This is a genomic window from Shewanella sp. ENK2, from assembly GCF_043568515.1.
GTDB lineage: Bacteria > Pseudomonadota > Gammaproteobacteria > Enterobacterales > Shewanellaceae > Shewanella > Shewanella japonica.
This window is the reverse complement of sequence record NZ_CP171406.1, coordinates 2118579-2138228: the sequence shown is the minus strand read 5'-3', so window position 1 is coordinate 2138228 and position 19650 is coordinate 2118579. Positions and strand designations below refer to the sequence as shown.

General features: G+C 42.7%; 15 protein-coding genes. 8 read left to right on the top strand and 7 right to left on the bottom strand.

Going from position 1 to position 19650, the window contains the following annotated elements; translation table 11 throughout:
- Positions 1 to 74: 74 nt before the first annotated feature.
- Positions 75 to 638, bottom strand: a complete 564-nt coding sequence (locus ACGEDC_RS09495) for a NapC/NirT family cytochrome c (protein ID WP_055025386.1) — start codon at positions 636 to 638, stop codon at positions 75 to 77.
- A 453-nt stretch (positions 639 to 1091) separates the two neighbouring features.
- On the opposite strand from ACGEDC_RS09495, the gene ACGEDC_RS09490 reads away from it, so the two are divergent.
- The 3 genes from ACGEDC_RS09490 to ACGEDC_RS09480 all read left to right on the top strand — a co-directional run bounded on the left by ACGEDC_RS09490 (position 1092) and on the right by ACGEDC_RS09480 (position 6541).
- Positions 1092 to 1520 (top strand): hypothetical protein, encoded by a 429-nt coding sequence (locus ACGEDC_RS09490; protein ID WP_394497877.1) that lies wholly within the window; start codon positions 1092 to 1094, stop codon positions 1518 to 1520.
- A gap of 221 nt (positions 1521 to 1741) precedes the next feature.
- Complete coding sequence (locus ACGEDC_RS09485) at positions 1742 to 3385, top strand: efflux RND transporter periplasmic adaptor subunit (protein ID WP_394497875.1); 1644 nt, start codon at positions 1742 to 1744, stop codon at positions 3383 to 3385.
- Between the two features lie 12 nt (positions 3386 to 3397).
- On the top strand, positions 3398 to 6541 hold the full coding sequence (locus tag ACGEDC_RS09480; RefSeq protein ID WP_394497873.1) for an efflux RND transporter permease subunit: 3144 nt from the start codon (positions 3398 to 3400) through the stop codon (positions 6539 to 6541).
- 76 nt (positions 6542 to 6617) lie between these two features.
- Here the strand turns inward: ACGEDC_RS09480 and ACGEDC_RS09475 are convergent, their stop codons facing one another.
- The 4 genes from ACGEDC_RS09475 to ACGEDC_RS09460 form a co-directional block, all read right to left on the bottom strand.
- A complete protein-coding gene (locus ACGEDC_RS09475; RefSeq protein ID WP_394497871.1) occupies positions 6618 to 6884 on the bottom strand; it encodes a hypothetical protein in 267 nt (88 codons plus the stop codon).
- Positions 6885 to 6982: 98 nt separating this feature from the next.
- Positions 6983 to 7777, bottom strand: a complete 795-nt coding sequence (locus tag ACGEDC_RS09470) for a VOC family protein (protein ID WP_065110189.1) — start codon at positions 7775 to 7777, stop codon at positions 6983 to 6985.
- A 238-nt stretch (positions 7778 to 8015) separates the two neighbouring features.
- On the bottom strand, positions 8016 to 9239 hold the full coding sequence (locus ACGEDC_RS09465; protein WP_080914607.1) for an HlyD family secretion protein: 1224 nt from the start codon (positions 9237 to 9239) through the stop codon (positions 8016 to 8018).
- Positions 9236 to 9580, bottom strand: a complete 345-nt coding sequence (locus ACGEDC_RS09460) for a hypothetical protein (RefSeq protein WP_055025415.1) — start codon at positions 9578 to 9580, stop codon at positions 9236 to 9238. The genes ACGEDC_RS09465 and ACGEDC_RS09460 overlap by 4 nt, the downstream gene beginning before the upstream one ends.
- A gap of 160 nt (positions 9581 to 9740) precedes the next feature.
- Between ACGEDC_RS09460 and ACGEDC_RS09455 the strand changes: the two genes are divergently transcribed.
- Positions 9741 to 10784, top strand: coding sequence for a helix-turn-helix domain-containing protein (locus tag ACGEDC_RS09455; RefSeq protein WP_394497868.1), 1044 nt, complete (start codon positions 9741 to 9743; stop codon positions 10782 to 10784).
- A gap of 34 nt (positions 10785 to 10818) precedes the next feature.
- Here ACGEDC_RS09455 and mtr read toward each other — a convergent pair whose 3' ends face one another.
- Entirely contained in the window at positions 10819 to 12063 is a 1245-nt protein-coding gene (gene mtr, locus ACGEDC_RS09450) for a tryptophan permease (protein WP_055025393.1), read from the bottom strand.
- A gap of 11 nt (positions 12064 to 12074) precedes the next feature.
- Positions 12075 to 14495, bottom strand: coding sequence for a glycerol-3-phosphate 1-O-acyltransferase PlsB (gene plsB, locus ACGEDC_RS09445; RefSeq protein ID WP_394497865.1), 2421 nt, complete (start codon positions 14493 to 14495; stop codon positions 12075 to 12077).
- A 409-nt stretch (positions 14496 to 14904) separates the two neighbouring features.
- Between plsB and lexA the strand changes: the two genes are divergently transcribed.
- From lexA to ctaD, 4 genes are all read left to right on the top strand, one after another.
- On the top strand, positions 14905 to 15522 hold the full coding sequence (gene lexA / locus ACGEDC_RS09440; protein WP_055025395.1) for a transcriptional repressor LexA: 618 nt from the start codon (positions 14905 to 14907) through the stop codon (positions 15520 to 15522).
- Complete coding sequence (locus ACGEDC_RS09435) at positions 15519 to 16025, top strand: cell division inhibitor SulA (RefSeq protein WP_055025396.1); 507 nt, start codon at positions 15519 to 15521, stop codon at positions 16023 to 16025. The genes lexA and ACGEDC_RS09435 overlap by 4 nt, the downstream gene beginning before the upstream one ends.
- Positions 16026 to 16464: 439 nt before the next feature.
- Positions 16465 to 18024, top strand: a complete 1560-nt coding sequence (coxB, locus tag ACGEDC_RS09430; protein ID WP_394497862.1) for a cytochrome c oxidase subunit II — start codon at positions 16465 to 16467, stop codon at positions 18022 to 18024.
- 9 nt (positions 18025 to 18033) lie between these two features.
- Positions 18034 to 19650, top strand: a complete 1617-nt coding sequence (gene ctaD / locus ACGEDC_RS09425; protein ID WP_394497860.1) for a cytochrome c oxidase subunit I — start codon at positions 18034 to 18036, stop codon at positions 19648 to 19650.

Below are 19650 nucleotides of genomic sequence, written 5' to 3'. Positions count from 1 at the left end.
GCTATTGCGAGGTTTTTTTAATCGGTAGCCTCTCAGGTCATCACTCCCAATGAACTACCCTTGTATAGGTCTACTTACTTTTTAGGGTAAGGGTGAGCAACACCTTTATGACAATCTACACAAGTCTTTCTCTTATCGCCTTCTTGCTTGGCGTTGCGTTCATGCATTCTTTTAGCCATTTTCTTCATTGTTTCAGGCTGGTCTTCGTAGATGCGAGTATGACAATGTTGACAGTTAGCTGAGTCCGTTGCGCGGAAGTACTCAAGTGCTAAGTCAGCTTGTTCTTTACGGTTTTCATCTAACCAAGCTTGCGTGTTGAAGTCTTTGATAGTCACAAAACCATATAGATCTTTCGATACAATGATTTTCTTGATCAAGTAATCAACTGGACCGTGTGGAAGGTGACAATCTTGACACTGAACTGTCACACCAGCACTACCGCCGCCGTGAGCTGAAGCAAGGACTTCATCTTTCAGTGAATGGTTACTATGACAAGTCATACAGAATTCATCTGTACTGGTTGCATGTAAAGTTTGTTGAGTAGCGAAGTAGCCCACTACACCCATAACCACACCGACAATAATCAGTGCAATAATTGAATATTTTGCGCTAGGTTTAAAAAGTGCACGCCAGTTCATCACTCATCTCCAATATAGAATATTTAATTTATAATTTTTGAACTCTAAAATATAATTTTTAAATTCTAAAAATAATAATTATATTCTAGGTTGTTTTAACCTTAAAAAAATGATTTAAGGACATGTTTTAATTAATAAGTTGCCAAATTATGCTCAAAATGAGAGCCAGATCTAAATAACCACATAAATAGTGACTCAATACAACTTACTTAAACCTAATACAAGCTGAGCATATTCGCAAAGATTCTTTAACTTGATACAATACTCCTCATATCAAGCATGCCATATTAACGCATTGAACTATCTTGGTTTTAATGGGTCTAGATGAGAAGTTAGGCTTTTTATGACACTTTGATTGCTGGCAAGTTGTTAACAAGCTATATTTGGCACTTGTATCATTGCTTGCCTCAAATGTTCATCACTTATTTGTTTGTTGGCACCGATTGGAGAACCATGAAGCTTTCATTATCGCATCACATCATGACTTTCCTCGCTTTGTTCGCTTTACTCGGACAAGGTTTGGTGACTAATGGCTATGCGATGGTTATGCCGAGCATGACACATGACGCTTACGAACTCGCTTCTAATACAAATGTTAAGCACCACATGGACAGTGCAATGGCATCTTCAGCAGATGAAGAAGATCATTCATGTTGTGACACCATGCCTGAAATGGTGAAAATGGCATCAAATGCCTGTTGTGATTCAGTGTCTGGATGCAGCATCGACTGTGGACATTGCTTAACAATCTCAATGACCGGTCACTTGCAAAGCCTGGATATCACCTTAGCGACACCCATTAATATCAAAGCAGAAGCCACAGCTCTGCCGCATTTCTTTTTTCATCAAACTTTACCGGCATTCAAACCTCCCATCGTATAACAACCTTTGCTATATCAGCCGCTTTACTTGTGCCAAAGCATAGGTACAGAAGGCATGAGCACAACGGTAGGTATACACTGAGATACATCACAGAGTAATACCGCTTGTTCATACTGAAAGTCAGCTGTTATAGCCACAGCCAATTTCAATGCTTTACTGACAAGATATTTAGGCGAATTTGTGCGTCACAGCGACGAATATAAGCGCCATTTGAGGTTTTTATGAAACACATAAACTGTATATTGATTGCGATTTCTGTTGGGTTCTCGCTTGTTTCTATGCCATCTCAGGCACAACAGCATAGTCAAATACATCAAGCGACTGAGCAGAGTTATGTTTGCCCAATGCACCCAGAAGAAACCAGCCATGAAAAAGGCCGTTGCCCTCAGTGCAACATGTTTTTAGTTCACCAGTCGACAGAACAAGTATCCGGCTCCCATGCTGCCAAAGACATCGCTCAAGAAGAGACTAAAAATACCTCTACTTATGTTTGCCCAATGCATCCAGAAGAAACCAGCCACGAAAAAGGCCGTTGCCCTCAGTGCAATATGTTTTTAGTGAAAGAAGAGGAGGAATTTTCCGCAGATGAACATGCCGGACATGCCCATGCAATGGCGTCCACTGTCGTCGACACTTCTACTCAAACCCAAGCGGACAATATCCTAAGCCAACCTAAACCCACGCTAACACCTGCTAACAAGCAAGCACAAACGAGTCATATTAAATACGTTTGCCCTATGCACCCTCACGTGGTTTCAGATGAACCTGGCAGCTGTCCTATTTGTGGTATGGATTTAGAAAAAGTCACCATGGGCGATGCAAGTTCTAGTGAGATACTTGTCGGCGTATCAGGCGGTATGCAACAAGCTTTAGGTATGCGCAGTGAACAAGTTACAAGCGGAACCTTATGGAAATTAGTACGTACAATCGGAACCGTTGAATACAATGAAAACCGAATTGGTCACGCCCATACTCGTGTTGATGGCTGGCTGGAAACGTTAATGGTCCACAATGTCGGCCAGAAAGTGAAAAAAGGTCAACTGCTTTATGAACTCTATTCGCCAGAGTTGATTACAGCACAAGATGATTACATGCAAGCCATTGATTACCTTAAACAAGATAAAGCACGCGGCGCAAGCTTACTGCGCAAAGCGCGCATGCGTCTAGAGCTATTAGGAGTGAGTGATAGCACCATCAAACAACTTGAACGCACAGGTGAAACCATTTACCGCGTACCTTACTACGCTGACCAAGATGGGTTTGTCAGCAAACTGTCGGTAAGGCACGGCATGTTTGTTGAACCTGGCACAACATTATTTGAAATCGTTGATTTAAAAAGTGTTTGGGTGATTGCTGATGTATTTGAAAACGAGCAAAGCTGGCTTGAGATTGATCGCCCCGTTGAAGTGTCTTCTGCGGCTCAAGGGATTTTCGATTTAGAATCGACCATTGACTACATATACCCAGAGCTCGATCCCGTCTCAAAAGCAATGCGTGTGCGCATCAAGCTGGATAACCCAGGTAAGCAATTAAAACCCGGCACTCTGGTCGATGTAAAATTGTTTGGTGGGCCAAAACGTAATGTGCTTTCCATTCCAACTGAAGCGCTCATTCTTACTGGACGAGAAAATCGCGTTGTTGTGCAGCGTGACAATAACAGCTTTGCCTCAGTTCCCGTAAAAGTTGGCATGATTGCTCAAGGTAGAGCCGAGATTATTGATGGTTTAGATGAAGGTGAAAAAGTCATTGTTTCTGGTCAATTCTTGTTAGACTCCGAAGCCAGCATTCAAGGCAGTTTACAACGTCTAAGTGGCAGTAATGCAGACAACACCACTGACACATCAGATGCGCATGCGCATCATTAATCGGAGACTGTCATGTTAGCAAAAATAATCAGTACTTCGATTAAGCAGCGAGCAATGGTGTTACTGCTGACCCTTGTTGTTGCATTAGTTGGTTATCAAGCGATGCGAACAACACCGCTGGATGCTTTGCCTGACTTGTCTGACGTACAAGTGATTGTTAAAACATCGTATCCTGGGCAAGCACCACAGCTTGTGGAAGATCAAATTACCTATCCGTTATCAACCGCCATGCTTGCTGTACCTGGCGCAAAAACGGTGCGTGGTTTTTCCATGTTTGGCGATTCGTATGTCTACATCATCTTCGAAGATGGCACCGATATTTATTGGGCTCGTTCAAGGGTATTGGAATACCTTTCGCAAACCCAAACCCAGCTACCTGATAATGTCACCCCAACATTAGGGCCTGATGCCTCTGGGGTTGGTTGGGTATTTCAGTACGCGTTAGTTGACCGCAAAGGCCAGCATGATTTAGCCCAACTTCGTTCACTGCAGGACTGGTTTTTAAAGCTTGAATTACAAAGTGTGGCTGGCGTTTCAGAAGTCGCAACGATTGGCGGTATGGAGCAGTCTTATCAAATCATTGTCGATCCGCATAAGCTGGCCTTATATCAAATTGATTTGATGACGGTTAAAAATGCGCTCGATAACTCCAACAGTTCTACCGGCGGATCAGTCATCGAAATGGCTGAAGCCGAATACATGATTACCTCTACCGGTTATCGCCAAACCTTGGCTGACTTTAACGAAATTCCATTAGGCATTGTTTCTGATTCAGGTATTCCTGTATTGATGAAAGATGTCGCCCAACTGCGCACAGGCCCAAGCGCAAGACGCGGTATCGCAGAATTAGACGGTGAAGGTGAAGTGGTCGGTGGCATTGTTGTCATGCGCTACGGCGAAAACGCTTTATCCACTATCAACAATGTTAAGCAAAAGCTGACAGAAATCGAAAACGGCTTACCCGATGGGGTGGAGTTAGTCATCACTTATGACCGTTCACAGCTCATCCTTAATTCAGTGGATAACCTTAAAAACAAAGTCTTAGAAGAAATGTTGGTTGTTGGCGTCATTTGTCTGATTTTCTTACTTCATGCCCGCTCAACATTGGTAGCGATTATTTCACTGCCTATCTCAATTTTAATCAGCTTTATTGCGATGAACTTGATTGGTGTTAATGCCAATATCATGAGTTTAGGCGGCATTGCCATTGCCATTGGAGCGGTAGTTGATGCAGCCATTGTCATGGTGGAAAATACCCACAAACATCTTGAACATTACCGACAGCAACATCAAGGCCAAGCGCCCACAGGAGAAGCCCATTGGGAGCTGGTACGCAAAGCCTCTATTGAAGTCGGTCCGGCGCTTTTCTTTAGTCTGTTGATTATCACCTTAAGCTTTATTCCAGTGTTTGCACTTGAAGCTCAAGAAGGACGTTTATTTCATCCGTTAGCATTCACTAAAACATTTGCGATGGCAGCCAGTGCTTTGCTGGCTATCACCCTTATCCCTGTATTGATGGGATATTTTGTTCGAGGCAAGATCCCTGACGAGAAAAAGAACCCACTCAGCCGCTTGCTCATTGCGATGTATGAGCCCTTACTCAGATTGGTATTACGCTTTCCCAAGTTCACCATTTTATTAGCGATAATCGCCCTAGGTAGTGCGGTTTATCCTATGACGAAAATGGGCAGTGAGTTCATGCCTGAACTCGAAGAAGGCGACTTGCTTTATATGCCAACAACCTTACCAGGCGTTAGCGCTGGTAAAGCCGCTGAAATTTTGCAGCAAACAGACCGATTAATTAAGACTGTACCTGAAGTTAAGCGGGTGTTTGGTAAAGTCGGACGCGCCATGACAGCAACAGATCCCGCACCGTTAACCATGTTAGAAACCACAATCATGTTAGCGCCTCGTGATACATGGCGTGAAGGTATGACACTTGAAGGGATCATTGCAGAGTTACAGCAAACGGTCAGAATCCCCGGTATGACCAACGCATGGGTGCAACCCATTAAAACCCGTATTGATATGCTCTCCACGGGGGTTCGTACCCCCGTTGGTATCAAGATTTCAGGCGCCAATATTGATGAGTTACAACGTATTGGTACTGAGATTGAAGCTGTCGTCAGTTCACTACCTGGCACTAAGTCAGCTTTTGCCCAACGAACCAGCGGCGGACGTTATATTGATATTGAGCCAAATCTTAAAAACGCTGCTCGATATGGTATGACATTAAAAGACATACAAGATGTAGTACAAATGGCCATTGGCGGTATGCAAGTCGGACAATCGATTCAAGGGCAAGAGCGTTATCCCATTAATATTCGATACCCAAGAGAGTTGCGTGACAGCATAGAAAAACTTACTGCATTGCCTGTCCTGACAAAAACAGGGAAATATTTGCCATTAGGCAATTTAGCCAGCATTACGATTAGCGATGGGGCTCCCATGTTGGCCAGCGAAAACGGCAGGATAATCAGTTGGGTATTTGTCGATTTAGACAATATATCTATCGGTGAGTATATCGAGACAGCTCGAGCAGCATTAGATGAGCAGATCCAATTACCAGCACGGTATAGCTATACCTTCGCTGGGCAATATGAGTATATGCAGCGAGTCGAAGCCAAAATGGAGTTAGTCATTCCTTTAATGATTGCGGTGATATTTATGCTGCTAATGATGACGTTTGGTTCATTCACTCAAGCTTCAGTGATTATGCTGAGTTTGCCATTTTCATTAGTAGGAAGTGCTTGGCTATTGTACTTACTGGACTTCAATTTCTCGGTTGCAGTCTCTGTCGGCATGATTGCGCTGGCTGGCGTGGCTGCTGAATTTGGGGTCGTCATGCAAGTCTATTTAAATAACAGTATTAAAGATAGAAAAAGCCAAGGCCAATACCAACAACGCAGCGACTTAACCGAAGCATTAATTCATGGAGCGGTGATGCGAATTCGTCCGAAAGCGATGACGGTTGCGACCATTTTCTTCGGCTTACTACCAATCATGTGGGGCAGTGGTACAGGTAATGAGGTGATGCAAAAAATTGCCGCCCCTATGGTCGGTGGCATGGTCACTGCGCCGTTATTATCCTTGTTTGTTATACCTGCTATTTACTTGTTGATTTACGGAAAAAAGCTTCCAAAAACAATCAACTAAACTTAGTTAACACCTAGTAATAACACATTAAAAAAGGCGCAAATAGCGCCTTTTTTTGTAAAAATAATCACATTATTTAAGAATCATCGTGTTCTATTTGCTGTTTGATACGAGCAAGCCGAAACATACTGACTAAACCCCATAACATGATACTCGCACCGACGGCCATCATAACGTAAAGCACATTGGGGTTATCTAACATTGGCAAAGCCTCAAGCCTGTAGCCAACAACTATCCCATATAGACCTACCGCTAATAGCAATGTCCCAGGTAAATCAATTATTGCCACCAGCATCATTTTCTTTTGAATTTCAGCGAGTTTGTGCTCTTTCGTTTGCTGCATGCTGCTTCCTTGAGCTCTGTTGATTTCCGTGAAGGCTTTGCTAAACCATCAGCAAAGCATCATTAAGCTATCAAACCAAAAGCCTAAGTTAAAGCAGATTATCCATTAGCAACAGGTAAGCTTAATTTGATAATAGAAAACGTCCCACCTTGAGGGTCATCTATCACTGCAAAGCGGCCAACATCTGGAATATCAGTAGGAGGGACGCAAACTTTACCGCCCAATTCTTCTGCCTTTTGCGCCATCATGTCGCAATCATCGACACTAAAATACAACATCCAATGCGATGGCATATCACCAAACTCTTCGGTCATCTCCATCATACCGCCAACAGCTTGCTTAGCAACAAGCCACTGCACATATTCAGCAACACCCACTTCTGACATATCCACGGACTCAGTATCAAAACCCAAAACCTGACAATAAAAATTCTTCGACACGCCAACATTGCGGCACATGTACTCGACCCAACATAAGGTGTTTGGCTCAAAAGTCCGCTTGATACCTATATGTTCTATCGCCTGCCAAATTGAAAAACGAGCACCTTCAGGGTCGCGACAGACGGCCATTTTTCCAGAATCACCCACAGCATGTGGCCCTGCGATAATTTCTCCACCAGCATGCTGAATAGCTTTAACGGTTTCAGCGACATCATCAACCGCAAAGTACAACTCCCAATGCGTGGGAAGGCTGGCCATTTCTTTGGGCATTTGATACATAGCGGCAATATCATCTCCGTCTATTTGTAGCATAGTGTAATGCCCTTCTGGCATAGGCATATCATCAGGATGCCATTGAAATAACGCTTGATAAAATCCTTTTGCGGAATACCAATCATGAGTGGCCAGTTCCACCCAGCAAGGCTGACCTTGCATGTAGTGAGTCACATTCATAAACCTATCCTTGAAATGTATATTTGCTCAGTGCGATTAACGGCAAAGTTATCTGATATTCACTATCAAGACTAAAACTGACACTGCAAATATTTTGGAAATCATGTCTATAGTTAAGACCGTTTTAGTTAGCCTGTCGAGGGAATAATCAGTTTAATTTGCACCATAAAAAAACGCCCTCTTGCGAGAGCGTTTTTAACGCGATATACCATTCAAACTTTGGTTGTATAACCCGAGGTTATATTGACCAGATGTAGTATATTTGCGACTTCATTCTGATAATAATTCCACGTATCACATCTAAAAATGCGAGGAACTCAACAGGTTTAGCCGCCGATACCCATGCTAAGCCAACAGAGCCTACTGGAATATCAAAGCCTTCAGCCTCATGTAACTTTAAGCGCACAAAGTGATGCTTGTTATTAATGTTCTGCCCCGTTGTTTGTCTAACATTGTCATCACGAGCCAACAAACTACCTTGAGCTTCACCTGTTGCTTCAATAATCCCTTCAACTTCTGCATTGAAAATTTTGCTAGGATATACTGCTGAAGCAAACTCTGCCATTTGGCCAACTTTCACATTACGAATCGCTTGATGATTCACCCGCATAAGCACGTACTTTTCATCGGTATACATTTGGATACGAGGTGCGACCCCCACATACTGCCCTTCACGCATGATGAAGTTCGTTAAATAACCATCTGCAGGTGCAAAAACCTTGGTATTGTCCAAGTTCCATTGCGCCTGAGCCACATTTTCAAGTTCACTGTCTAAATCAGACTGACGGCTTTCTACTGTTAAGTGTGCTTTTTGAATATCTAACTTTGCTTTTTGTACTTGGGTATTCGATTTGGCAATTTGTGTCACATACGAATCCACTTTCGCTTGCGCTAAATCGACAGCCGTTTGTTGCTCATCTAGCTGACTTTCAGTAATGGTGTCAGCCACTTTACTGTTTTGTTCAACATAACGATTCATGGTGGTTTGCTTCCACACCAAGTCTTTTTTACTCGCATGCAGTTGGTTTTGATTAATCGCAACATCAGACTGCGCAGCGTGTAAAACTTTTTCAGCGATACCTATATCTTCCTTAGCAAGTGACAATGCAACCTTAGCTGTTTGTTGCTGCACTTTAGCCTTATTCAGCGCTATTTGATAAGGCTCATCATCTATCTCGTAGATTAATTGCCCTGCTGTTACTCTTTGATTAGGTTCGACATAGATACCTTTTACATTACCTTTAATTTGTGTCGAAGCTGGACGCAATTGAATATGCGGAGATTGCACAACAGAGCCGCCTGTAATATCCATAGGCGCATAGTTTAATAGTCCTACCCATACAAACAGTAACCAGCCAGCACCGCCTAAGTATGAAAAAGCTTTTGTGCCTTTATTCCAAGGCATACCTACCAAGCGTAAAATATAGATAAACAACGCCCAAACTGCTAAACCTTCAATCATGAGCTAATCTCCTCTTTTGCTGGAGTGGCGGTAACAGGCTCTTCCCGTTCATTCTCTCGCCAAATATCTCTGATCCTTCTTAATGCTTTACCACTATCAATAAACGCGACCATGACTGCTAACACCCAAACCCAATGCCAGATAAATCCTATCCATGTGAGCGCAGTAATCAGTCCTATTTGTTGATGTTTTTCTTTGTGAGCTTTATGAATCGGCAATTCGTGAACTTTCCAAAAACCGAATCCTGCGGCAGCGACAGCCCCGACCAATACAACTAAAGCCACACCATGAAGTGCAACATCAACTCCAGAATCGACGAATGGCATACTGAATAAACTCATAGTGATTGCACCTCTTGTTAACTTAGATGCTGCGTAGTGTGCACCCAATCGACAAAACCACAACACAAAGTAACCATACGTATCAATTATCAATGTTTTTTGATATATGTAGTTACTTAAATATCATCTACCGATCCCAAGCACTTAACGAGAAATTGACATGGCATTTGAAGTTTCATTTATTCGAGTTTGCTGTATTTTACCCGTGCTAAAAGGGGTTGAAGCCCACTATGGCATCACAGCACAGGATCTATCGATCCCTCAAAGCTTGTTGAATGAGCCCATGACATTAATCCCTTACTCGGAAGTATCAATGTGGCTGAGTAAGATTGAGCAATTATCGAATGTTCAAGATTATATGTTGACGCTCCAACACTACTTAACCGTCAACCAATTTAATATGCCTAACAACTGGTTCTTGGCGACTCCAGACTTGGCAATTACCTTTCGGCGCATTAACTATGCCATGGCTTGTTTTCATTCAGGTGCAAGTTACTACGGTGCTCAGTCGAATAAGATTATTAAATGGTGCTATCGCAATAACTATGTCAGCGGCAAAGCCAAATCCCATGACTCGCTCCGCATAGCCTTAACACTGCTAAATACCTGCAAGCACTTTTTAGGCAAAGACTTCACCCCGATTAAAGTGATGCTCAGTGGCCCCGCCATAAATCAACAGGAGAGCGAAGCAGTATTTGGAACCAAAGTGACCTGGAATGCGCCGCAAACCGAGATATGGCTTGATGTCGACTCCTTGATTAGCTCTGAACAACACTTTTTGGCCTCGCTATCCACCTCCCAACATATTCAGCGCAATAACAAAAGTAGTATTAGCCTCAATCAACTCGACTCATATTTAAATATGCCTCAACCCCATGACACGCCTAAAGTGCTTTATGAGCTGGTGAATTACATACGTTTTTATGGTTTACCCACATTAGATTCCCTTTCGGAATTATGTGGTTTTTCGAAACAACAATTACAGCGACGATTGCAGCGTAATGGCTTTAGTTTTACAGAGTTAATGCGCTATATCTTAGGAAATTTAGCAGTGAAATATATGCTTGAAGGCAAAGAGGTTAAAGAGATTTCGCAGCTACTTGGCTATGCCAGTGTACGCAGCTTCAGTAAAAGTTTTAGGCGATTACATCATCAATCACCGACTCAGTACGTTGAAAAATTGCATCAAAAAAGCCCTCAATAGAGGGCTTTTTTAGATTATCAATATTGCGTATAGCTTATCGATAAACAGGTAATAAATCAGCCATTGCCAATAAGTGACAAGCTGCTGTTAGCACACCAAAAAGAATCACTACAACCACTAACGGCGTACCACCAGGAACTCTAAAGCTATTCTCATCAGGGAACATTTTACGAGACTTATACGCCATCATCGCTGGCACAATAGCAGCCCAAATTGTCGCGGCAAGAGCGGCAAAACCAATAGCGATTAAAAAACCATCTGGGAATAATAAGCCTAAGATGGTTGGCGGTATAAAGGTCACTGCAGCAGTCTTGATTCGGCCATTAGCCGATTCATCAAAATCAAATAAGTCTGCTAAATAATCAAACAAGCCTAAGGTCACCCCTAAGAAAGATGACGCAACGGCCAAATTAGCAAACAGAGTTAACATGGTATTTAGCCAAGCACTGGACATCACATCTGACAATGCCGCAACCAATACGCCCATATTCCCACCTTGAGCGATAATATCGCTAAAATGACTACGAGGAATATTGCCCATGGTGGCAATTAACCAGCACGTGTATATCACTAACGCGATAAAGGTACCGATACAAATCGCCTTGATAATCACATTAGGCTGCTTGCCATAATACTTGACTAAGCTTGGCACATTGCCGTGATAGCCAAAGCTTGTCAGACCAAAAGGAATGGCAGCTAAAATATATGGAGCAAAACTCGCCTGTCCGTCAGGGACTAACAAGTTCACGGTTTCCACATCAATCAGCAAATTACCGACGGCTAAAAAGAAAGTAATGATCATCCCGCCAAGCATTACTGTCGTAATACGGTCGACCACTTTAGTGCTAATCATCACAATCGCAGCAAGCACAAGGGCAAAAACTAAGCCTGCAATACTTTGTGGTAAATGAATGCCCATACCTGACAAGGTGTGGTTCACAATAGAGCCACCACCACTGATATAAGCGTAAGTTAGAATATATAATACGAAGGTAATGGAAAGCCCATTAACTATCCGCCAGAATTGGCCTAATGTCACTTTGGTTAACGTGTCGAAACTGTCGCCAGGTTTAAAATGCAAGTTGGTTTCAAGTAGCATTAAGCCTGACACCAACATACAAAACCAAATACCGATTAGCATGGCAATGGAATAGCCAAACCACATACCAGCACTGACAACAGGAAGGGAAAACATACCGGCACCGACTGTGGTACCGGCAATAATCATAGCACCGCCTAATAATGATTTATTGTGCGGTTGTGATTGTGTTGAACTCATAAAGTTAGTGGTTACCCATGTTCCATAGTGACGCTATCTACTATGGTTTTACGAACAGATAAACGCAACATACCATTGGCATGGTCGCGAATTCGGATGACAGCAAACTGATTGTCATTACCCGACAAGTGCCCTAATTCTTTTAATTTTACACTCAAATTATTGTAGAGTTTTTTATCATAAAACTCTGGCGCAGTAATTCCGTGTAAAGCACCTAAACGCTGAGCTAATAAGTGGCTCGCGCTTTCTAGATCTGAACGTTCAATATCCGGTTTATAAGCCAATAAATTAAAGATAATCGCGTAACGTTGTAATGTCTCACTGACAGTTTCAGACAATAACATTAACTGGGTAATATTACTTTGATTGAGTTCAAACTCGTCTGTACCCGAAATAAGCTGTTGCTCAACAAATAAGTTTAATACGCTATCAATGTAAGCGGGTAAGTCTTCAATCCCCATAAACAACTCAGCCTTGAGTAGCGGATAGAAGTCATTAACGATTTCATGAATTTTTTGACGATTAAACTCTTCGTATTGCACCAAGCAACTCGCAATTAACGAAGGAACTGCCATTAAATGGATGATGTTATTACGGTAGTAGCTCATCGCAATTGCTGAAGACTCTTCAATCGCAATAATTTCACCAATTTGATCAGTGTGCGAAGTAAACTTTTTCAGTGATAGACATTGATCAACTAATTCACTAGCACTGCCTTGAGCTACTGAGGTGTAATCAGTGTAAGGCACTTCTTTCATCAATTTAAGATATAAATCTAGCTGACGTTCCAGCTCTGTGCGCTCTAATGCATTTTGTTCAGCGGCTAATAACACCATACTGGTTAACGTAACAGAGCTCGCAGCTGCTGCACTGTTAATGTTTGTCATCACTTTATTGGCTAATTGATTAACCCCAGGCGTTAACCATGTTGGTTTTTGCTCAGGATCTTTAGCCACTTCTTCACGCCAATCTGGCGACTGCTGATTTAAGAACTGCTGTACGTTAATTGGCTCACCAAAGTTAACGTAACCTTGTCCAAAGTTACCCAACTTACGCAATGCACCAAACACTTGCCATACAGATTCTTTTTGCTTTTTCTTACCACTTAATTCTTTATGATAAGTCGACACTTCCATGACATGATCGTAGCCAAGATACACTGGCACTAAGGTCACAGGACGCTCGATACCACGCAATACGCTGTTTACCGTCATCGCTAGCATGCCTGTTTTAGGAGCAAGTAGACGACCAGTACGTGAACGACCACCCTCAGTGAAATACTCAACTGAATAGCCTTTAGCAAATAGTTGATCTAAATACTCTCTGAATACTGCGGTATAAAGCTTATTACCGTTAAAACTACGACGGATAAAGAAGGCACCACCACGGCGGAACATTGGACCTGCTGGCCAAAAGTTAAGATTAATCCCTGCCGCAATATGCGGTGGAACCATGCCTTGATAATAAAGAATATATGACAGTAACAAGTAATCCATATGGCTTCGATGACACGGCACATAAACGATTTCATGACCATCATGATGCAGTTTACGAACTTGCTCCGCACTCTTGATGCTAATACCACTGTATAACTTGTTCCAAAGCCAAGTTAAGAAACGCTCAGCAATACGAATCAGGTTATCCGAATAGTCTGCTGCGATTTCATCAAGGTACTCAATGGCTTTTTCACGTGCCTTTTCTTCGGGTATTTTTTTGTTAACGGCTTCTTCTTGAATGGCACGCTTGATGGATTCTGACTTTAACAGCGAATTGAACATCGCTTGACGATTAGGAAGCTGAGGCCCTGTCATCACTTTACGTTGACGGCGAAAATGCACACGAGCCACACGGATAAGCTTATGCGCAATACTGACATCTGTACCGTGTTCATCAGCCATATAACGCAGCGACATGGCATTAGAAAATTGAATGAAGTTATGGCGACCTAAAAATAGAATCATTAACCATTTACGTAACCATGTTGGGTTTTCACGCTCAAAAACCGCAGCGGTCATGGTGTCGTCTTCTTTACCAGGGATACGACCCCAATATAGGCTTACAGGAACAAGCTGGATGTCGAGCTCTTTGTTCTTTTGGTGTAATTCGAGCAACTTAGTAAAGTTTGCTACAAATTTATCGCTACTATGGCGCTTACCAAACAAGGGTTTACGCCCTTCCACACACACAATTCTAGGGGTATTGAAACCATCAACATCTAACCGTTCATACGGACTTGGCAAGTTATATTTAGCTGTCATTTCATGTAAGGCAGCAATATCACTCAGCGACTCCGTTTTCATCACATAGACCACTGGCTTGTCAGGATCTAAGTTAAGGTCAGCGAACGGATCTTCAGGCACAACAACACTGTGTACCATTAATTTCTGAATCCAACGTAATGATTTAGCAATGATAGAATCTGGTTTTAGCATGGGTCTTCGCATTATCAACAACGATTTATTGCGCATAGGATACCAGAATATCATTCAGTTACACTAACCTCGGTAAATCTAGTTAACATTTAAGTAGCAAGTTTTGTTGGTTCTAACATCAAGTATCAATCACTTAGTAAGTAGCAAAACATTTAGGTACAGTACTGTATAAATAGACGGTATCCAGTACTTTTTGGCTTATTGCCTTAAGTCATAAATAATAAAACACACTAATTTACCGACGACCCACAAAAACAATAAACCACTGATTTAATAACCTTTAAATAACTAAAAACTTCGATAAAAATTCATATCTATTGCTTTATCAGCAAAAAATGTTGGTTAATACTTGCGCGACCAAAGATACTGTATATAATGACAGTCACTGTATAAAAAGACAGGAATCAACATGAGACCTTTAACGCCACGACAAGCTGAAATTCTAGAATTAATTAAATGCAATATTGCCGAGACAGGAATGCCACCAACTCGTGCAGAAATTGCCACTAGATTAGGCTTTAAAAGTGCTAATGCTGCAGAAGAACATTTAAAAGCACTCGCTAAAAAAGGTTGCATTGAAATTATTCCAGGTACCTCTCGCGGTATCCGTATGGTCCAAGAAGAAGAGGAAGTCGAAGAAGGCTTACCACTGATTGGTCAGGTTGCGGCTGGTGAACCAATTTTGGCGTTAGAACATGTTGAACAATACTTTCAAGTTGATCCTGAAATGTTTAAACCCAATGCTAATTTCTTACTACGTGTTCGTGGCGACAGTATGAAGGATATTGGCATTATTGAAGGCGACTTATTAGCGGTTCACAAAATGCAGCAAGCTAAAAATGGTCAAGTCGTTGTTGCCCGTGTTGATGATGATGTCACTGTGAAGCGTTTTGAAAAGAAAGGCAACGTTGTTTATCTGCATGCAGAAAACGAGCAGTACTCGCCGATAAAAGTCGATTTAACATGCCAAAGCCTTACGATTGAAGGGCTCGCTGTTGGCGTTATCCGTAATGGAGGTTGGTTATGAACACATTAATAGGTAATGCACCACGTCACCCAGGTTTATGGATGGACATGGCATCAGCAGCTGCGCCAGTAAAGCAAGGTATCGAAACCAAACAAACAGCTAACCAAGGGTTAACTGAATTAACTCAGCTATGCGGCCAGTTAGCCGTATTAAGTCAACAAGGGCGATGGATTGTACTGATTAATCCGCCTCACATTGGTTACAAACAAATTCTAGCGAACGCCAATGTCAGAATGGACCGTGTATTACTGGTTCACACTAAAGATGAAGTCGAAACACTGTGGGCAATGGAAAAAGCACTCACAAGTGGTACATCCAGCGCAGTCATTACATGGACAACCCCATTAGATGCTCGTGATAATCGTCGCATTCAATTAGTCGCTAAAAGCGCCTTAGCGCAAGGTGTCATTATTGAAGATGTAAATACTCACTTACGTGATGACCAATTAAACGCCAGTAATCCTGTGACTGCAACCCAATTGAATTTATCTGCATTTCACTAAAGTCTATTTGCTAAAAAAGCCCTTCATTTCGGTGACGGGCTTTTTTTGCGCCTTTTTTCAGCAAATTAGATGATAAAGTGATCTTGATCAATATTTAATCTCCAAGTAATGTAGTTAACAAGGGAGTAACATTTATTGACCTCTCTTAGTGGTAAAAATGAACATAAGTGATAAAACGCTGTAAAGATTGTGCTGGTACCATGCGGTATAGAAAGCCTTGAATAAAAAGCGTCAATTTAAGAATTGAAAAGTTCAGTATTAGGTACAAGTGTGGCCACCAAAACCCAATAGAATAATCGAGTATTAATACTCACTGCCACCGTGTGCTTTGAAGTGATCAAACTTTTTCGGGAATAGAAAAGTTTGCATAGAGCAGAGTATTACTGTGTGACTTTTCCTTGTTGTTATTGCAAATCGCAATTGGCAGAGGAGTAGTCTTGTGAAGCGATTGTTGTATGGATTAATGGTGCTGTTTTTTGCAGTGCCGCTTGCAGCGGCTGATATGCCGCTTAACATGACCCAAGGGGTAACAGAGATCAGTGGTAAGGTTTACGACCTCCATATGATCATTCTTTATATCTGTTGTGCTATTGGTGTTGTGGTATTTGGAATCATGATTTACTCCATGATTTATCATAGAAAATCAAAGGGTGCAGTACCTGCTGATTTCCATGATAGTACCAAAGTGGAAATAGCATGGACTGTCGTGCCGTTTCTTATCCTCATTGGTATGGCAATTCCTGCCACAAAAACCCTCATTGCTATGGAAGACCCAAGTGATGCGGAGTTAACTATCAAAGTAACCGGCTCTCAATGGAAATGGCATTACAGCTATTTTAATGAAGACGTCGAGTTTTACAGTTTACTTTCCACCCCTGCCGATCAAATTACTGGGACAGAAACGAAAACTGAAACTTACCTACTAGAAGTCGATAAGCCCCTCGTTCTGCCAATCAATCGTAAAGTACGCTTTTTAATGACTTCAGATGATGTGATTCACTCTTGGTGGGTTCCTGCATTTGCGGTGAAAAAAGATGCTAACCCAGGTTTTATTAATGAAGCTTGGACCAAGATTGATAAGGTTGGTACCTACCGAGGCCAATGTGCTGAGTTGTGTGGTAAAGACCACGGATTCATGCCGGTGGTAGTTGAAGCCGTTTCTGAAGCAGACTTTGAGCAATGGCTAAAAGATCAAAAACAACTAACTGCTGATGCAAAAGCCGCGGCCGAAGCGTCACTGTCGCAAACCCTGACCTTTGATGAGTTGATGGCTCAAGGTGAACAAGTTTACATGGGCCGATGTGCCGCTTGTCACCAACCAAATGGTGCAGGATTACCTGGTGTATTCCCATCTCTTATCGGCAGCCCAATCATTAAAGGGTCAGTTGCTGGCCACATTGATATTGTCGTCAACGGCCAGCCTGGTACTGCCATGCAAGCCTTCGCGAAACAGCTTACTGCAACAGAAATTGCAGTTGTTGTGACCTACGAGCGAAACGCTTGGGGTAATGATTCTGGTGATGTGGTTCAAGCTGCTGATGTGAACTCTGGTGGGGCACCTAGCGATGCAAGTGATAAACCAACGCCTGTCACTTTGCCTGCTGAGTTACCAGCGACACAACCTGAGGTAGAACAAGTGGTTGCTGACGTCGTTGAAGAAGCAACACCTGACGTTGTTATGGATGACCTATCTATGGATGAGCTGATGGCAATGGGTGAGCAAGTTTACCTCAGCAGCTGCGCTGCATGTCACCAAGCCGCTGGTACAGGTTTACCTGGCGCTTTCCCTGCATTAGTGGGCAGTCCGTTAGTCATGGGGCCTGTTGAAGGACACCTTGAAGTGGTTATCAATGGCCAACCTGGTACAGCAATGCAAGGATTTAGCTCCATACTCTCACCTCAGCAACTCGCAGCTGTTGTGACGTATGAGCGAAATGCTTGGGGAAATAATACTGGTGATGCTGTTCAAGCCACCGATGTTGTTGGTCATGGAAAGTAAGGGATACAGATGAGCACAATTACACAAGATACTACCCCAGCTCATGATGAACATTCTCATGACGGCCATGATGATCACCATCATGGCGCGCCGAAAGGCATCATGCGCTGGATATTAACCACTAACCATAAAGACATTGGTTCTATGTATTTATGGTTCAGTTTTATTATGTTCCTCACTGGTGGTGCGATGGCAATGGTCATTCGCGCAGAACTATTTCAGCCAGGCTTACAGTTAGTTGACCCTAACTTCTTTAACCAAATGACCACAGTACACGGTCTTATTATGGTATTTGGTGCCGTCATGCCCGCCTTCACAGGGTTAGCCAACTGGCTGATCCCAATGATGATTGGTGCACCTGATATGGCACTGCCTCGAATGAATAATTGGAGCTTTTGGATCTTACCATTTGCCTTCGCGATTCTGTTGAGTTCGTTGTTTATGGAAGGCGGCGGCCCTAACTTTGGCTGGACTTTCTATGCACCGCTATCAACAACCTATAGCCCTGATAGCACTGCACTATTTGTTTTCTCGGTGCATATCATGGGGATCAGTTCGATTATGGGCGCAATTAACGTGGTCGTGACCATTGTTAATATGCGTGCACCAGGCATGACTTGGATGAAGTTGCCATTATTTGTATGGACATGGCTCATTACTGCATTCTTGCTGATTGCGGTGATGCCCGTACTTGCAGGTGCGGTTACCATGGTATTAACCGATAAATACTTTGGTACCAGTTTCTTTGATGCCGCAGGTGGCGGTGATCCCGTCATGTTCCAGCATATTTTCTGGTTCTTCGGTCACCCTGAAGTCTACATCATGATTTTGCCATCGTTCGGGATTATCTCGGCCATTATTCCCACCTTTAGTCGTAAAAAGTTGTTTGGTTACGCTTCGATGGTTTACGCCACATCCAGTATTGCGATTTTATCCTTCTTGGTTTGGGCGCATCACATGTTTACCACAGGGATGCCAGTATTTGCTGAACTGTTTTTCATGTACTGCACCATGTTAATTGCGGTGCCGACAGGGGTAAAAGTATTTAACTGGGTAGCAACGATGTGGCGTGGTTCAATCACGTTCGAAACCCCTATGTTATTTGCGATTGCCTTTATTATTCTCTTTACCATTGGTGGTTTTTCAGGATTGATGCTGGCGATAACACCTGCTGATTTCCAATACCATGATACTTACTTCGTGGTGGCGCATTTCCACTATGTACTGGTGACTGGAGCGGTGTTCTCTATTATGGCTGCTGCCTATTATTGGTTACCAAAATGGACTGGCCATATGTATAGCGAAACCCTTGGGCGCTGGCATTTCTGGTGTAGCGTGATTTCAGTCAATGTGCTGTTTTTCCCGATGCACTTTTTAGGATTAGCAGGCATGCCTCGCCGAATTCCAGATTACGCCATTCAATTTGCTGATATTAATCAAATTGTCTCAATCGGCGGGTTCGCATTTGGCTTATCACAGCTAATTTTCTTAGCCGTAGTGATTAAATGTGTCAAAGGTGGCGAGAAAGCGGCTAATAAACCTTGGGAAGGCGCTGAAGGACTGGAGTGGACCATTGCCAGTCCAGCACCTTACCACTCATTCACCACACCACCAGAGGTGAAGTGA

What these genes read in the sequence shown, in the direction of transcription:
- ACGEDC_RS09495 (WP_055025386.1), bottom strand. Translation starts at nt 638, where the DNA reads ATGAACTGGCGTGCACTTTTTAAACCTAGCGCAAAATATTCAATTATT.
- ACGEDC_RS09490 (WP_394497877.1), top strand. Translation starts at nt 1,092, where the DNA reads ATGAAGCTTTCATTATCGCATCACATCATGACTTTCCTCGCTTTGTTC.
- ACGEDC_RS09485 (WP_394497875.1), top strand. Translation starts at nt 1,742, where the DNA reads ATGAAACACATAAACTGTATATTGATTGCGATTTCTGTTGGGTTCTCG.
- ACGEDC_RS09480 (WP_394497873.1), top strand. Translation starts at nt 3,398, where the DNA reads ATGTTAGCAAAAATAATCAGTACTTCGATTAAGCAGCGAGCAATGGTG.
- ACGEDC_RS09475 (WP_394497871.1), bottom strand. Translation starts at nt 6,884, where the DNA reads ATGCAGCAAACGAAAGAGCACAAACTCGCTGAAATTCAAAAGAAAATG.
- ACGEDC_RS09470 (WP_065110189.1), bottom strand. Translation starts at nt 7,777, where the DNA reads ATGAATGTGACTCACTACATGCAAGGTCAGCCTTGCTGGGTGGAACTG.
- ACGEDC_RS09465 (WP_080914607.1), bottom strand. Translation starts at nt 9,239, where the DNA reads ATGATTGAAGGTTTAGCAGTTTGGGCGTTGTTTATCTATATTTTACGC.
- ACGEDC_RS09460 (WP_055025415.1), bottom strand. Translation starts at nt 9,580, where the DNA reads ATGAGTTTATTCAGTATGCCATTCGTCGATTCTGGAGTTGATGTTGCA.
- ACGEDC_RS09455 (WP_394497868.1), top strand. Translation starts at nt 9,741, where the DNA reads ATGGCATTTGAAGTTTCATTTATTCGAGTTTGCTGTATTTTACCCGTG.
- mtr (WP_055025393.1), bottom strand. Translation starts at nt 12,063, where the DNA reads ATGAGTTCAACACAATCACAACCGCACAATAAATCATTATTAGGCGGT.
- plsB (WP_394497865.1), bottom strand. Translation starts at nt 14,495, where the DNA reads ATGCTAAAACCAGATTCTATCATTGCTAAATCATTACGTTGGATTCAG.
- lexA (WP_055025395.1), top strand. Translation starts at nt 14,905, where the DNA reads ATGAGACCTTTAACGCCACGACAAGCTGAAATTCTAGAATTAATTAAA.
- ACGEDC_RS09435 (WP_055025396.1), top strand. Translation starts at nt 15,519, where the DNA reads ATGAACACATTAATAGGTAATGCACCACGTCACCCAGGTTTATGGATG.
- ctaD (WP_394497860.1), top strand. Translation starts at nt 18,034, where the DNA reads ATGAGCACAATTACACAAGATACTACCCCAGCTCATGATGAACATTCT.